Origin of the sequence: Pseudochrobactrum asaccharolyticum, from assembly GCF_003314995.1 — a bacterium.
Taxonomy (GTDB): domain Bacteria; phylum Pseudomonadota; class Alphaproteobacteria; order Rhizobiales; family Rhizobiaceae; genus Pseudochrobactrum; species Pseudochrobactrum asaccharolyticum.
Window position 1 is genome coordinate 228510 of the sequence record NZ_QNRH01000005.1, and the last position, 14528, is coordinate 243037.

General features: G+C 43.9%; 15 protein-coding genes and 1 tRNA gene. 11 read left to right on the forward strand and 5 right to left on the reverse strand.

Annotated elements, in window-relative coordinates; translation table 11 throughout:
* Positions 1-51 precede the first annotated feature (51 nt).
* The 8 genes from DFR47_RS14845 to arsK all read left to right on the forward strand — a co-directional run bounded on the left by DFR47_RS14845 (position 52) and on the right by arsK (position 6869).
* Positions 52-141: transfer RNA gene (locus DFR47_RS14845), tRNA-Ser, on the forward strand.
* Between the two features lie 92 nt (positions 142-233).
* Positions 234-1574, forward strand: a complete 1341-nt coding sequence (locus DFR47_RS14850) for a DUF6538 domain-containing protein (RefSeq protein ID WP_113945184.1) — start codon at positions 234-236, stop codon at positions 1572-1574.
* A 605-nt stretch (positions 1575-2179) separates the two neighbouring features.
* Positions 2180-2821 carry a hypothetical protein gene (locus tag DFR47_RS14855; protein ID WP_113945185.1) on the forward strand — a complete coding sequence of 214 codons (642 nt, stop codon included), beginning with the start codon at positions 2180-2182 and terminating at the stop codon, positions 2819-2821.
* A gap of 221 nt (positions 2822-3042) precedes the next feature.
* Positions 3043-3405: an ArsR/SmtB family transcription factor gene (locus DFR47_RS14860; RefSeq protein ID WP_113945186.1), complete on the forward strand. Its 363-nt coding sequence runs from the start codon at positions 3043-3045 to the stop codon at positions 3403-3405.
* A gap of 92 nt (positions 3406-3497) precedes the next feature.
* Positions 3498-4547: an ACR3 family arsenite efflux transporter gene (gene arsB / locus DFR47_RS14865; protein ID WP_113945187.1), complete on the forward strand. Its 1050-nt coding sequence runs from the start codon at positions 3498-3500 to the stop codon at positions 4545-4547.
* The gene (gene arsC / locus DFR47_RS14870; protein WP_113945188.1) at positions 4547-4960 is read left to right on the forward strand and encodes an arsenate reductase (glutaredoxin); all 414 of its coding nucleotides are present in this window, start codon (positions 4547-4549) and stop codon (positions 4958-4960) included. Before arsB ends, arsC begins: the two co-directional genes overlap by 1 nt.
* Positions 4957-5667 (forward strand): arsenical resistance protein ArsH, encoded by a 711-nt coding sequence (arsH, locus tag DFR47_RS14875; protein ID WP_281011647.1) that lies wholly within the window; start codon positions 4957-4959, stop codon positions 5665-5667. Before arsC ends, arsH begins: the two co-directional genes overlap by 4 nt.
* Positions 5664-6869, forward strand: a complete 1206-nt coding sequence (arsK, locus tag DFR47_RS14880; RefSeq protein ID WP_113945190.1) for an arsenite efflux MFS transporter ArsK — start codon at positions 5664-5666, stop codon at positions 6867-6869. Before arsH ends, arsK begins: the two co-directional genes overlap by 4 nt.
* Before the next feature lie 54 nt (positions 6870-6923).
* On the opposite strand, the gene DFR47_RS14885 is transcribed toward arsK, so the two are convergent.
* Entirely contained in the window at positions 6924-7184 is a 261-nt protein-coding gene (locus tag DFR47_RS14885) for a helix-turn-helix domain-containing protein (protein WP_113945191.1), read from the reverse strand.
* A gap of 221 nt (positions 7185-7405) precedes the next feature.
* Here DFR47_RS14885 and DFR47_RS14890 point away from each other — a divergent pair, with 221 nt between their 5' ends.
* The 3 genes from DFR47_RS14890 to DFR47_RS14900 all read left to right on the forward strand — a co-directional run bounded on the left by DFR47_RS14890 (position 7406) and on the right by DFR47_RS14900 (position 9146).
* Complete coding sequence (locus DFR47_RS14890) at positions 7406-7720, forward strand: hypothetical protein (protein WP_210207317.1); 315 nt, start codon at positions 7406-7408, stop codon at positions 7718-7720.
* Between the two features lie 185 nt (positions 7721-7905).
* Entirely contained in the window at positions 7906-8679 is a 774-nt protein-coding gene (locus tag DFR47_RS14895) for an outer membrane protein (protein WP_113945192.1), read from the forward strand.
* Between the two features lie 83 nt (positions 8680-8762).
* A complete protein-coding gene (locus DFR47_RS14900) occupies positions 8763-9146 on the forward strand; it encodes a YbhB/YbcL family Raf kinase inhibitor-like protein (protein WP_113945193.1) in 384 nt (127 codons plus the stop codon).
* A 97-nt stretch (positions 9147-9243) separates the two neighbouring features.
* On the opposite strand, the gene DFR47_RS14905 is transcribed toward DFR47_RS14900, so the two are convergent.
* The 4 genes from DFR47_RS14905 to DFR47_RS14920 form a co-directional block, all read right to left on the reverse strand.
* Complete coding sequence (locus DFR47_RS14905; protein WP_113945194.1) at positions 9244-9993, reverse strand: NYN domain-containing protein; 750 nt, start codon at positions 9991-9993, stop codon at positions 9244-9246.
* A 48-nt stretch (positions 9994-10041) separates the two neighbouring features.
* On the reverse strand, positions 10042-10662 hold the full coding sequence (locus tag DFR47_RS14910; RefSeq protein ID WP_113945230.1) for a recombinase family protein: 621 nt from the start codon (positions 10660-10662) through the stop codon (positions 10042-10044).
* Positions 10663-10861: 199 nt separating this feature from the next.
* A complete protein-coding gene (locus tag DFR47_RS14915; RefSeq protein WP_113945195.1) occupies positions 10862-13162 on the reverse strand; it encodes a hypothetical protein in 2301 nt (766 codons plus the stop codon).
* A complete protein-coding gene (locus DFR47_RS14920) occupies positions 13155-14345 on the reverse strand; it encodes a hypothetical protein (RefSeq protein WP_113945196.1) in 1191 nt (396 codons plus the stop codon). Before DFR47_RS14920 ends, DFR47_RS14915 begins: the two co-directional genes overlap by 8 nt.
* Between the last annotated feature and the right edge of the window lie 183 nt (positions 14346-14528).

Consider the following 14528-nt stretch of genomic DNA (forward strand, 5'->3'; position numbering starts at 1 on the left):
TTGCAGATACGATGTTTTGATTGATATCATTTACAAATATCAGTCTTGAGTGGAGAGGTGGCCGAGTGGTTGAAGGCGCACGCCTGGAAAGTGTGTATACGGGGAACCGTATCGCGGGTTCGAATCCCGCTCTCTCCGCCATTTTACTAATATAAGCCATTGAAATCATTGATTTTCCACTTATTCCATTATAAAATGGTACAAAAGGTGGTACAAAAGGTGGTACAAAATCGTTGAAGCGCTTCTCTCCTGACCTTCCCCATTTATACGTCCGAGGAAAGAACTTTGTCTTTCGTCTCGTCATCCCCGCACATCTGCGAGGTCTAGCCGGAAAAGCAGAATTTAAAGTCTCTTTAAAAACAAAAGATCATTTAACCGCCTTACGAAAATATGGTGAAGTCGAGCCTTATTATCAAAATCTCATGGAAAAGCTTCGTGCCGGTGAAACGCTAACCAGCGCCACTGACCTGAGCTATGAAGAAATCGTTAAAATTGCAGAGATGCAGGGTCGGACATACACCCCTCTTGACCAACTCCTCCAAAACCCAACTGAGTTTATACAAACTCATACTAACTGGACAAAAGCAGGCAAACCAAAAGGCCGCGAACTTCAGAGTTATTTTGGTACAGCTACACCCACCATCAAACTATCCGACCTTGTCACGTTTTATGAAACGGATCAAATACACCTATTGAGTCCATTGAGTGATAGAGAACGCTCTAAAAAGATAAATCCCCTTCAAAATGCGGTGAAACAGTTAACCGCATTTTTAGGCAAGGATATTGAGCTGGAATCTTTAACGCGCCAACAAACTCGTGATTTTCATAAAAGTTTAAAAGCTAAGATCGCATCGCAGGAAATTAAGGCGAACACTGCAAGTAAATATATCACGCATATGCGCGTCTTAATCAAAACCTATAAGCTCGCTCACGATGACGAGAGTGAAACAGTTTTTGATGGTTTGAATTTTATAGCTGAAGATAATGCACGCCCACCATTCTCTATAGATTTCTTGAATGAACGCTGGTTCAAAGAAGATGTATTCGCAACACTGAACCCATGCGCTAAAGCCCTATTGTTTGCAGTGATTGATACAGGCTGCTCATTTAAAGAACTATGCGGCCTTAATCCTGATCATGAGATCAAATTAAGCGCTACGGTTCCCCATATCATCATTCAAGAAAATCAGAACCGACAACTAAAGACTGCACACCGCAAGCGTATAATCCCACTCGTCGGTTATTCTTTGAGGTCTTTCCAAGACTTCCCACATGGCTTCACCAAATATGCTACTGGTAATGGCCCATCCAATGCGTCTGGACTGATAAATAAATTCATGAAGAACAATGGACTTTTGGAAACTGACGAACATGCCATCTACAGTCTGCGGCATACGTTTAAAGATCGCATGCGAAGACATCGCATACCGGAAGAATTACAGCATTATCTCATGGGGCACAAAGATCATGGTATGGGGTCTCGTTATGGACATGGTTATCCCCTTGAAGAAATCGTGACATATATGCAACATGTCAGCAAAGATTGGAAATATTTGTCCTTGAACGACAAGTAAGATGCGCACGCAAGATAAATACTTTTGTTAGCAACTCACTGCAGGTCAATCACCCTCATCACGTATTTATCGTGATGAAGACCTGAGTCAGTAGTGCATAACAGAAGGGACTTAGATGCATTGATCAATGCATGATAAATACAAGCACATCGACCTCGAGAGTTTGAAAGCAAAACTGCAGGAAGTCGGGGACGTACTTCGAGCCAATAATGACCATAAAGGCTTTAGTCTAATCACTGCAGAATGGAACGCAGTGAAAGCCTATGAAAACTCTATGGCAGCACCGTGGGATTAACACGCCTCCCGTAATTCAAGCGTATTCTTTGCCTTTGCATACAATTCAAAGGCAACGCATTAAACTGCGAAAATCGATAAATAAAGATGCAAAGGCCTCTTACCTCTGCATTCATTCTCAATCACAGAATGATAAATAAGAGTAGATGGCTCGGTAATGAACAATAATGTAAGTGACCTACACAACTGTAGCGCTTAACAGTTCCTTATCCACCACAAATCAACATCCAGCAACTTAAATAGGCTCTCTTAGCTCTGCTTCGAGGCCAATGAATAGTATTGCCAAAAGCACAAGAAAAGGAATTTAAAACGTGCATAACAACAATGAAAATGTGCGTAACGCTGAAGTTACACACGTTCTAAACTTAATAAATGCTTATCAAGGTTATCAGTACAGTGCTACTTCGATAGACACCACATGCATATATGAGTTTACAGGCCATTTACAGCCAACGAGTTGGAACTCAACAAACATACAGTTTTCTATTGGTAAGAAAAATAATCATCTACATCATCAAATATGCCGATCACTGGTTGGCAATAATTACAAAAAGTTATTCAAACATCGCGTGCAACCAATGATGATATGTTTTTATGATCAAGAAGGCAGTCGATATGGGGTTAGTTCTAAGCAATGTGAATTCCCTCACATCCACGGGTTATTGATTATACACCCCTCTACAAAAGAGAATTTTATGAAAATAGTAGAGGTAGACAACAACAATCGATTACGCCTGAAAACAAAAAATTCAAACTTCAGACAAGTAACTTTCGGTCCTGTTTACGGCGATATAGAAGGAATAAAAAAATTCATAGATTACTGTTATAAAAGCAACAGGATTAAAGCCAGAAGGGGTGAAAACATCTTTACAGATGGAGTTTATCCTGAAAACGCCTCATGGGATAAATACTTCGATAATATACCTAATGCTGAATTATACAAATATCATTAATTCCGCCATCAGAGAGAGATGAGATGTAAAAAAGACATCCCATTTTAAGGCACCACATAAGTTTTGTTTGCCGCGCATCTTCATTAGTTACACTTTAAGACACCTCTATTTTCCTTTATTCAAAAATCAGAAGTGCTGACATTTTCATTCATTGTGAATCTCGAATGTCAAACGACTAACAAATCGTTTGACATTTTCCATATATCCATTATTCTAGATATATGGAAAATGAAACAGCAATCACGGCACTAGCAGCCTTAGCACAGACCACACGACTGGAAACCTTCCGGCTACTGGTCAAACACGAACCGAACGGTTTACCGGCAGGTGAACTGGCAAGTGCATTGGATGTACCTCAAAACACGATGTCAGCCCACCTGTCCACGCTGTCCCGTGCAGGATTGATCAAAGGGGAACGTCAGAGCCGGTCGATCATCTACCGCGCTGATCTTGATGCATTTCGGGAACTGACGCTTTTCATGATCAAGGATTGTTGTGGCGGCAGTGAAGAACTCTGCACTCCCCTTATCCAGAGTCTTACGCCCTGCTGTACGTCAAAGGAGCAGCCGGATCATCCAGTCTGAATCCTCCTGCATAACAATCTGAAATTCTCTGATTATCACATTTAATTAAGGCTGGTTTCGTTCCATGGCATGAAACCGGCCAAGGAAAAGTCATGTCTGTGTTTGAACGATATCTAACACTCTGGGTTGCCCTATGTATCATCATAGGGATTGCCTTGGGGCATTTGTTTCCCGCAGCCTTCCATATGGTCGGGGCAGCCGAGATCGCTAAAGTCAATATACCCGTTGCCATCCTCATCTGGCTGATGATCATTCCCATGCTGCTTAAAATCGACTTCTCAGCGATGCGTCAAGTCGGCCAGCATTGGCGTGGCATCAGCGTGACACTCTTCGTCAACTGGGCGGTTAAACCCTTCTCTATGGCCTTGCTGGGCTGGCTATTCATCGGCTGGCTGTTCCGGCCATATCTCCCGCAAGACCAAATTGACTCTTACATAGCGGGTCTGATTATTCTTGCTGCAGCACCATGCACAGCAATGGTCTTTGTCTGGTCAAACCTGATTAAGGGTGAACCACATTTCACATTGTCTCAGGTGGCGCTGAATGACGCAATCATGGTCATTGCCTTTGCGCCGATTGTCGGGCTGCTCTTAGGTTTGTCTGCAATCACCGTACCGTGGAATACACTGATTTTCTCAGTGGTTTTGTACATCATCTTTCCCGTCATCATCGCACAACTGATACGACATAGCCTGCTCTCTAAGAATGATGGCCAGTCCTTAAACAAACTGCTGAAAGCATTACAGCCACTATCGCTGGTCGCACTTCTTGCTACGCTTGTTTTGCTCTTTGGTTTTCAGGGAGAACAGATCATCGCCCAGCCTCTGATCATCGCCATGCTTGCTGTACCGATCCTGATCCAAGTCTATTTCAACTCCGGTCTGGCCTATATCCTGAACCGGATGTCCGGCGAACAACATTGTATTGCTGGCCCGTCTGCAATGATCGGCGCTTCAAATTTCTTCGAATTAGCCGTTGCCGCCGCGATCAGCCTTTTCGGTTTCAGCTCCGGTGCCGCCCTTGCAACTGTTGTCGGCGTATTGGTGGAAGTCCCAGTTATGCTCTCCGTTGTCTGGATCGTGAACCGGTCTAAAGGCTGGTACGAACAAGGCAATAATCAAACCAAAACAGGTGATATCTGATGTCCGTTACAATCTATCACAACCCTAAATGCGGAACTTCACGCAACACACTCGCTATGATCCGCGCCAGCGGTGAAGAGCCTGTCATCATTGAATATCTGCAAACACCGCTATCCAAAGAACAGTTGTCAGAACTTGTTGCTGCCATGAAAATTTCCGTGCGGGATTTGCTGCGGGAAAAAGGCACGCCTTTTGCCGAACTGGATTTAGCCAATACGAAATGGTCAGACGATCAGTTGCTGGATTTCATTGTGCAACATCCGATTCTGATGAACAGACCGGTTGTGGCCACACCTCGTGGCACAGCCCTTTGTCGCCCGTCAGAACGTGTTCTTGATCTTCTGGAAAATCCCGCTGTCAACTTTACCAAAGAAGACGGGGAGCAGATCACCTATGAGCAAAAGGACAGATAATCGTGACACTGCCCAATCTTGACCTGCAGGCGTATCGTGCGCCCGATTACGATAAGCTCCAAGCACCTTTACTGACACATAAGCCTCGTATCCTGCTTCTATACGGGTCGCTTAGAGAACGTTCTTACAGCCGCTTTTTAACACTGGAAGCACAGCGCCTGCTGGAATTTATGGGGGCAGAAACACGAATATATCATGCTGACGGCCTGCCATTGCCAGATGACAGCACTGCTGATCACAGTAAGGTTCAGGAGTTGCGGGAAGCAATGGTATGGTCAGAAGGGCAAGTCTGGACCAGCCCTGAACGCCACGGCGCTATGAGTGCGGTCATGAAATCACAAATTGATTGGATACCTTTAGCGGGCGGCTCTGTACGCCCGACGCAAGGCCGCACACTGGCGCTGATGCAGGTTTCCGGCGGCTCGCAGTCTTTCAATGCTTTGAACCAAATGCGTGTACTCGGTCGATGGATGCGCATGATTACAATCCCCAACCAATCATCAGTCGCCAAAGCATGGCAGGAGTTTGATGAAGCCGGACGCATGAAACCCTCTTCATTTTATGAAAGGGTTGTCGATGTTATGGAAGAACTCATCAAATTCACTATCCTGACACGGGGCATTTCTGACCACTTGACCGACCGTTACAGTGAACGGAAGGAAGCCACAGAGAAACTGGAAACCCATGTTTCGTTGAAATCCATATGACCGATCATCGCCTTCCTGCTTATGCAATCCTGAGCCTTGGCCTCACACAAATCATTGGCTACGGCACACTCTACTATTCATTCAGTGTGCTGGCTCCGTCTATTGCGGATGGCTATCAGGCAACTACGGAATGGGTTTATGGGATATTGTCCATAGCCCTGCTAGCAGGTGGTGTGCTGGCACCTTGGCTGGGCAAACTCATTGATCGCTTAGGTGCCGCACAAATTATGACAGTCGGCTCTGCGTTTGCAGCCCTTGCTCTCATACTTTGCGCAACATCCCCCAATTCGCTGGCGTTCATTGTAACGCTTACAGTCGTGGAGATTGCAGCCAATCTTGTACAATACGGAGCCGCCTTTGCACTGCTTGTGCAGATCAAACCAGTGGTTGCCCAGCGCAGCATTGTCTATCTGACACTGATAGCCGGTTTTGCATCCACCATCTTCTGGCCACTCACATCATTACTACTGCAATGGCTGACATGGCAGCAAATCTATCTGGTCTTTGCCGGTCTCCATCTGGTGATATGCCTGCCGCTGCATTATTCCCTGACACGCACTAGTAAAACAATTCATGACCAACGTAAGAATGACGGCAAAGAAATATCTTCTGTAGCTGGCACACTGCCTTTGGCATCAAGACGTAAAGGCTTCGTGGTACTGCTAACAGCATTTTCCCTGCAGGCACTGATATCCTCTGCAATCCTTGTCCATATGATCCCGCTACTGGCCATATTGGGCTTGGCAAAATCAGCAGCCTTTATTGGCGCAGTGTTCGGGCCATCGCAAGTCGCCAGCCGCCTGATCAATATGATGGCAGGGAAAGCCCTATCCCCCGTGAACTTAGCCGTCATCGCAGCCTCGTTCATTACCTTATCCGTTATGATATTGATGATCGGCGCGCCTTATATCCCTGCGGCGATATTATTCGCCTGCTTGTTTGGTTTCGGCAATGGTTTGTTCAGCATTATAAGCGGTTCCCTCCCGTTATATTTATTTGGAAGCGCCGGATATGGTGCGATGCAGGGAAAACTGATGTCTGCGAGATTGGTGCTATCTGCCATAGCGCCATTTGCCATGGCTTTCGCATTAAAGAATACGAGTGTTTACATCACTCTGGCGATAATCATCGTCGTATCGATAGCGGGAGGCGGTCTGTACTTCATAATAAAGCAAGGCTTACAGACCAGAGCTTTGAATTGAGCCTACTACGCGCTTAGTTTGTAAGCTAAGCCACATAACATAGCACATTTCCAATTATTTATATTTTCGCCCCGCCTTCATTGGCTGTGGTGGCAAAGCATCCTTGTCGGGAACATCAAAAAGCTCACTGACTGTCACTTGCAGTGCATCAGCTAATGCTTCCAGCGTCGAAATCGTGACATTCTCCGTGCCCCGCTCAACTCTTCCAACATATGACCTGTCAACATTTGACTCCAAGGCTAGCCGCTCCTGAGAGAAGCCCTTAGCCACACGAAGTTTCCGTAAATTCCAACCAATAATCTGTCTTGCGTTCATAGAACGATTAACAGTATAGACGGCTTGACAATCGACGGACTGATGGGCACATATTAAATTTGAACACACGTTAATGAATTCAGTAGGTTCAAATAACGATGTCGGGGGCAAATGAAGTGCAGAACGAAGCGATCACAAGTATCGGGTCAGTCAGCCAATCAGCTGCAACCCGTCAGAAACATACACAACACGGCTAAGGTCAGAAAACAGAGGTCGCTTCGATGGCATACCCCATTCAAATGATAGAACCAGTTACCCACAAAACAGCAGTCGGTTTTAAAGGAGTATCTTGGACCTGCCTATTCTTTGGTCCATTCCCCGCATTGTTTCGCGGTCATTTCGTTGGCTTCTTAGTCGTCCTACTTGCCGTTCTATGCACTTTCGGCTTAGCCAGCATTGTGTTCATGTTTGTTTACAACAACTGGCATTACAATTGGCTTGTATCAAAAGGTTTTAACCCAGCGGGCGCCGCAATGGGCATGGGAATGATGGCCAATCAGAACATGATCAATGTTCATGTCGTCGAAAAACAATAATAAGTCGCTATAAACTAATAATTTCACAATAATTAAATTAGATAAATTTAATTTATTCAAAATTACATGTGCCATTTAAACAACACAACTAAAATTATAAATACAAATGCAAAAATTAACTATTAATTAACCGTAAAATAACTAAATCACATAAACTACGAACAATATGACTTACAGGGATAAACATGAAAATCTTAGTCATCGCGGCAACCGCACTTTCAATTTCCACCACTTTGGCTGTAGCTGCGGACGCTATCGTAGCGCCAGTTATTGAACCAGCGGCTATTACCACAGATTCACCTCGTTGGTTTATTGATGCAGGTGTCGGCGGCGCATGGTCTAATGCAAGTGCACTCCACTTCATCAATCCAATTGGTACAGCTTTTACTGAAAATGCAGTATCAGGCGACCGCATCCACCTCAACGATACCGATAAAAAAGATAGCTCCGTCGCAGCAGTATTTAGCGTAGGCTATATGCTTGCCCCTAACTACTACGTTAAAGGTTCGTATCGTTATTTCGGTCAACACGACTATAGCGGAAATGCGACCTTCGGTGGCGATGACTACGATCAAGACCTTCGCGTTCGCGCACATGGCGTATTCGTAGGCGCAGGTTATATCCATGACCTCACAGACCGTTTTTACCTAGATGCATTCGGTGAAATCGGCGCGTCTTTCATGAAAGCCTCTGCCAAACAGGGCGAAAACCTTTATCCTGACGATTTCGCTTCATTCCCATCTAAAAGCCAGACAAACTTTGCTGGCGGCCTCGGTCTTGGCGTTGGTTATAAAGTTACAGAAAACGTAGACTTCACCGTTACAGGCACTTACCACTGGCTCGGCAAAGCTGAAACAAACAAGACACTTAACGTTCAATATATGAATGACGGTGAAATGCTGAAAGCCAAAAACATTGGCGTAGCAGGTGTTACTGCTGGTATTCGCGTAAAATTCTAATCACTTAAATGGGCAGTTATACTGCCCATTTTCACATCATGCTTTGACATGAAAACCTATTCGCAAAATCACAAGAGAACATCATGCATAAACTGCTATTGATAAGTGCAGCAACATTAATTGTCTCAAGCAATGCATTCGCGGCAGACATGGGGGTTGCCTTTGAATGGGGCCCAACAAAAAAATGTTTTGATTCAAAGTCTCCGCCAATCAAACTATCGAATGTTCCACAAGGCACAGCAAAACTTTTGATCAAAATGATTGATCAAAATGCATCGAGCTTTGATCATGGCGGGGGCAGCGTAGCCTTCAAAGGGCAGGCACAACTTCCTTATGGCGCCTTTAAATACAAAGGTCCATGCCCGCCATCAGGAACACACTTCTATAAAATTACCGTCAAGGCTGTAGATGCATCAGGAAAAACCCTAAGCAGCGGTTCCGCAACACAGCCATTCTCTAAAAAATAATCGCTTTTTGCTCTCCCCGCATAAAGCGGGGTTTGCTACACTTCACAAACCAATCATCAGTGATCACTTGGCTCAGGTGACGTAAATATGAAGGCTTTTAAGTTTTCTTCTTCGCCTTGCTAATTACTTTCCGGATACGAATTCGTAGAGGTTTTCCCTCAACCTGTTCAATATCGAATGCATTTGTCTTTCGCACCAAATCACTAAGTTTGCGAAAACCATAATTCCGTGGATCAAAGTCAGACGCTAGATTGGCAAGCTGAGTGCCAACAGCCCCTAGCTGCACCCAACCATCTTCAGATTCCATCTGTCCAATAACTTTCTTGATTATTGGAATGGCGGCACTTGGCGGCTGAAGTGCGTTTGGCGTGCTACCTGTTTCGTTACCATTAGATATGGTCGGCGTAAGCAAGTTTTCTGTATAGATAAACCTACGGCACGCTTGGCGAAAACTCTCCGGTGTTTTTTGCTCCCCAAAACCGAAAACGTCCACCCCTTGTTCTCTGATACGTGCAGCAAGCCGTGTGAAATCACTATCAGACGACACTAAACAGAAACCATCAAAGCGCCCACTATGCAGCAAATCCATTGCATCAATAACCAAAGTAATATCTGAGGCGTTCTTACCCGTTGTATATGCAAACTGTTGCTGCGGAATGATCGCGTGCCTTGCAAGAACTTCAATCCATGACTTAGAACGTGCGCTTACGAAGTCACCGTATATACGTCTAACACTGGCTTCCCCGATCTTTGCAATCTCTTCGAAGAGACCATCGACAATTTTTGCCGATGCATTGTCAGCATCAATAAGAACTGCAAGACGTGGGGAGCGACCTTCAACTGTCATAATACATCCGTTTCATAATTCGACGCAGTTTTTTGAGCTTGCAAACGTTTAAAGTGATGCCTGCGCCCCATTCTTCAGCCGCGAAAGGGTTGATCTGGAACATCCGGTGGCCTGAATGATGCTATTCCAACTTTGGCCGCTTTCAAGCATTTTCAATATAGCCTCATTACGGGATTTATTCTCCGGACGCCCTTTATAAAGCCCCTGCTCTTTAGCCTTAGCTATTCCTTGTTTTTGCCGTCTGCGACGATCCTCATAATCTTTACGGGCAATGGCCGCAATCATGTCCAGCATCATGTTATTGATGGCTTCTGACATACGCGAAGTAAATTCATCCGTACTCGAAGATGCCATTCCCCATGATGTCGGCAAATCAAGAGCAACAACTTTAACCTGTCTGTCACGGATTTCAGATTTCAAACGCTCCCAGTCCTTCGCATTCAAACGACTTAAACGATCCACCTGCTCTATCAGCAAAATATCACCTGCCTGACAATCAGATAGCAGACGGAACAGTTCCGGACGGTTAAGCGATGCACCACTTTCATTTTCAATATATGTGGCTGCAATCTTCAGGCCTTTATCACTAGCGAACTGAAACAAATCATCTTTCGCCCTGCTGGCATCTTGTTCTTTCGTCGATGCACGAAGGTAAGCTCTCACAAACATACGAACCACCATAAAGTTCCATTTACATGGTTCCATTATAAATGGTTCGTTTTAAGTTATCAAATGATATTTATGGAACCAAGAACAGCATAGTTCGCTTAAGGCATACTTCCACAACCCAAGCTCATCATCATTTTCTAATGACGTAAACAATGGAGGAATGCTTAAGGATTATGCGATATATGGCGATACATGCTACTCATTCAATCACTGAATTATTCATCTTGATTTCGAAGATTGGAAGGTCTGCCCATTCAGCTCTTTGGTAGAAGCTGAAGGCCAGACTGCCATTCTTAGAATCATCCTCTTCAAATGAAGCCTCTATAAAGTGTTTACTCTCGTCTACCTCCGCATACGTGACGCATCGCAATGCTTCCGATGAGAATAACCACGCTACTCCAGCCTCAAAATTTGCACAAAACACGTCAACGCCTTCAACATTTGCGATAAAGTGTCCCTCAGCGCTAGTTTTCTGCTGTCGTTCAATTCGAAGCTCTGAACGTCCTTTTGCATCACTGTACATAAAACGTTGAAAAGACTTCGCTTCAGCGGCAATTGAAACAATTAGAACAGGGTTCGGCCCAACTTCGGCTATATAAGGTACAGCTTTTTGCCAAAACGCTTTATCTTCAAGGTTCTCAGAAATTTCGATCGAAATGCGAGGCCTCATTGTGAATAACCTCCATATGCGATTAGCTGCAATTGAAGAAACGTTAGAGCTTAGTACATTTCCGAAGTTAATGCTCTCTTGCTCCATTGCAGGGGTAACGAATTGCCCTTTTTTAACATTATCTAAACGGGCAGTAAAAATGTTATCTGGATTTAGCAATGTCTCTGTATCAATTGTAAATTTTGAAAAAAATTGAATATTTGCCGGTAATTGCAATAATTTACTCTCAACATTATCACGCAAAATATTAATTTTACTTTGATCTACGGCGATAGATTTAAGCCGCTGAGCACGAGCTTCACTTATCAACTGTTCAATCTTTTTCAACTCCTCGGCGAGGTGTATAACAGCGCTTGCTGGAGACTGTTTAGTTGTTAAGTTTGCAACGAAATTGATAAAGTTATCATTTGGGCTTTCTAACAATGTCCGTAAATTTTTAATTTCATGCAATATACTACGTAAAGAACCGTCCTCATCAGGTAGGAGGGCCACTTTGGAAGCAAGAGCATTAATACTTTCGCCTAACACTGCATCAGGTTCTTGTGGAAGCCAAGCTACCAACATAGCAACAATCGCAGGCCTTAGTTCTTCACGCCCATGAATTGTTGAAGGGGTAAAAACTCTCCCGCTAACGACAGTACGCTCTGTCATACTATCAAGCCTTGATACTAGCTTATCTAATTCTGCTCCATAAGTGCCATCCTGAAAGCGATATCCGGCCATCTCAATTCGTAACACATCTAACAAAAGATGACGGAAATTTACTTCTCGATACGACGGACGCATGGCTTCGCCATCAAGCACTTTACGCTCTAAAAGGAGTTGAGCTGTTTGAGTTGCGAGGTCTGACTTTACTTTTTTATTGATCGACCAAAATAAAAATGTTGCCGCAGTTAGATTTAATACATCATCATATGATTGATGCACTACATTAGAAAACACTGTAGCAGGGCTTGGCTCTGGATCATATTCATAACCCAGTGCGGCGGCTTTCTTGCTTGCATCGACCCAATTTAATGTCATGACATCCGGCAAAAGTAGACGATGCCAACGCAATTCAGATCGACTATCCAAGTTGTAACTTAGTTCCTGTCTCCATTTCACCAAAGCATCACGGAAATAGTCAGCACCCAACCGGTCATCATTCCACACGGCAACAGCAAGACAATAAGCTGTATTTTGGAGGTGTCTCCATAATACAGGCCAGCTCTCCTTATAGCGAACCCATGTATCACTCTTCTCACCTGCGGGATCACCCTCCCAGTCAAACAACCAAACGATGCTATGCAGCCAACTTTCACTGGAACCAACCAGTACGGGCAAAACGCTTTCGTAGCTCTTAGCAGTTGAGCCTGAAAGACCTCTGCCCACAGATGACGAGAGGCTACTGATAGTTTGTAGCGAATGCTTAGTGACCCATGCTTCAAGTCGATGAACAAATGCTGGAAACATGTCCGCAATGCTTATAAGTGTGTTTTGAGAAAATTTTTGTCCGTCGCGACGAGGAAGAATTCTAGATGGAGCATATGAAAGCGATCTTATGTAGTAATCGTTATCTTCCAGTTTATTAGCGGCTCTTTCAAACAACCTTATGTATTGCTTATTCCATTCTTGATGAGGAGGAGACCAAGCATCACCAGCAATTTCTGCTAAGTTAAACGGTGACCCATCCGTTGTTTTTGAGGCACCGAGATGCAATAGAAAGCGATGATATCGCGTCATCTCTCTTAGGGCGCTATCAAAGGCCACTGGTGCGTCCCTATCAATTTGCACACCGACCTTATCAGCCAATTCTTCAATAATTTGTTCAGGTCGCGGAAGATCAAACATCACCCTTTACCCTTTTAAATTTAAAAGCTGCTCTAAGAATAATTTTTTCGAACCTTGTAAGAGGTACGCCACCTCGCCGCAGACACCACTCATATTTTCCTTTTCTAGGAAAATCCAATTTTGGAACAAACAAAAGCAATGGGCCATTGTGTACAGGCCATCCATGGAAGTCAGAGGCTTTCTCCGCCTCATGAATACAACGGTTTCTCCATCGTCTAGCTACCCAACGAACCCAGACCATACGTACATCTATCAAGGCCCTGCTGTGAGCATGCTTAGATGATATCTCGACAACCTGAGGCTTCCCATAGTCATATCCAAAAATAACATTCGGCTGGCTGCCATCAAAATCATGCCCAAGTAATGTCTCTGAAGCATTAGAGTATAAAGCACGCCTCAAACGCTGCTGCATGTCCATTGGCATTACAACATTTGCTGTAAACAATTCCCTCAACTGCTCACGTTTTGACTGCTGAACGAACCCAAATGTCACAGATATAAAATGTGCAAAAGAGGCGAGGTTTATAAGCAACCACGTCAAGTGAACTGTCAGCAAAATTAATTTAAATATAGGAATATTCGATCCCCAGCCCAGTTTATGAATTAAAAATTGCACAGGCCATAGTAATTGAATGCAGAGTACTGATAGGAGCGCAAGACTGCTTGATACAATCTCAAATGCATGCGATTCATGATAATAGACTTTAACGTCGGTTTCGGAGTTTTGCCCTTGGGCGATTAACGTTACCAATGCCAGTGCTAATGATAAAATACCCAGTGCTCCAACTTGAGCTGTAATAAAATAACTCCCCACATTTAAAAGTAATGTTCTAACATATTCAGTAGAAGCAATTGCTAACCATGAAGGCGGTGTACATGACATCAACCAAGTAAATATATTCTCAAAAGTACGTATTTCAACAAAGCCAGGCCAATCTGGACGAGTACAATTAATGTAAGGGGCGGATAATATTTCGCTTAACACAACCGCTGTATTAATCGTCACATAAATTGCCAAAAATCTCCAGAAATTATGAATTTTCAAAAAATATCTTAGCAAACGCCTGTACAGACTATAACGTGCTCCACGAGCAGCAGAGTTAGCTTTAAAATGCTCTTTGACTTCTCGTCGTACAACTCTATTAATGCTACCGGTCCATCCGCCATAGCTCCAGTCGCTCATAGTTATTACTGCCCTTGGATAGGTTATTGCTGCACCAGTAAGTGAATTATATAGATTACAAGGATAATTTATAAACTGTTACTATAAGCCCCACTAACAAACAAACTTACAACCACGATTTGATCGATGCTGATAAGGAGCACATATAGAAAATATATGCTTAAGCTTTAGAGATATTCATTT

What these genes read in the sequence shown, in the direction of transcription:
- DFR47_RS14860 (WP_113945186.1), top strand. Translation starts at nt 3,043, where the DNA reads ATGGAAAATGAAACAGCAATCACGGCACTAGCAGCCTTAGCACAGACC.
- arsB (WP_113945187.1), top strand. Translation starts at nt 3,498, where the DNA reads ATGTCTGTGTTTGAACGATATCTAACACTCTGGGTTGCCCTATGTATC.
- arsC (WP_113945188.1), top strand. Translation starts at nt 4,547, where the DNA reads ATGTCCGTTACAATCTATCACAACCCTAAATGCGGAACTTCACGCAAC.
- arsK (WP_113945190.1), top strand. Translation starts at nt 5,664, where the DNA reads ATGACCGATCATCGCCTTCCTGCTTATGCAATCCTGAGCCTTGGCCTC.
- DFR47_RS14885 (WP_113945191.1), bottom strand. Translation starts at nt 7,184, where the DNA reads ATGAACGCAAGACAGATTATTGGTTGGAATTTACGGAAACTTCGTGTG.
- DFR47_RS14890 (WP_210207317.1), top strand. Translation starts at nt 7,406, where the DNA reads ATGGCATACCCCATTCAAATGATAGAACCAGTTACCCACAAAACAGCA.
- DFR47_RS14895 (WP_113945192.1), top strand. Translation starts at nt 7,906, where the DNA reads ATGAAAATCTTAGTCATCGCGGCAACCGCACTTTCAATTTCCACCACT.
- DFR47_RS14900 (WP_113945193.1), top strand. Translation starts at nt 8,763, where the DNA reads ATGCATAAACTGCTATTGATAAGTGCAGCAACATTAATTGTCTCAAGC.
- DFR47_RS14905 (WP_113945194.1), bottom strand. Translation starts at nt 9,993, where the DNA reads ATGACAGTTGAAGGTCGCTCCCCACGTCTTGCAGTTCTTATTGATGCT.
- DFR47_RS14910 (WP_113945230.1), bottom strand. Translation starts at nt 10,662, where the DNA reads ATGTTTGTGAGAGCTTACCTTCGTGCATCGACGAAAGAACAAGATGCC.
- DFR47_RS14915 (WP_113945195.1), bottom strand. Translation starts at nt 13,162, where the DNA reads ATGTTTGATCTTCCGCGACCTGAACAAATTATTGAAGAATTGGCTGAT.
- DFR47_RS14920 (WP_113945196.1), bottom strand. Translation starts at nt 14,345, where the DNA reads ATGAGCGACTGGAGCTATGGCGGATGGACCGGTAGCATTAATAGAGTT.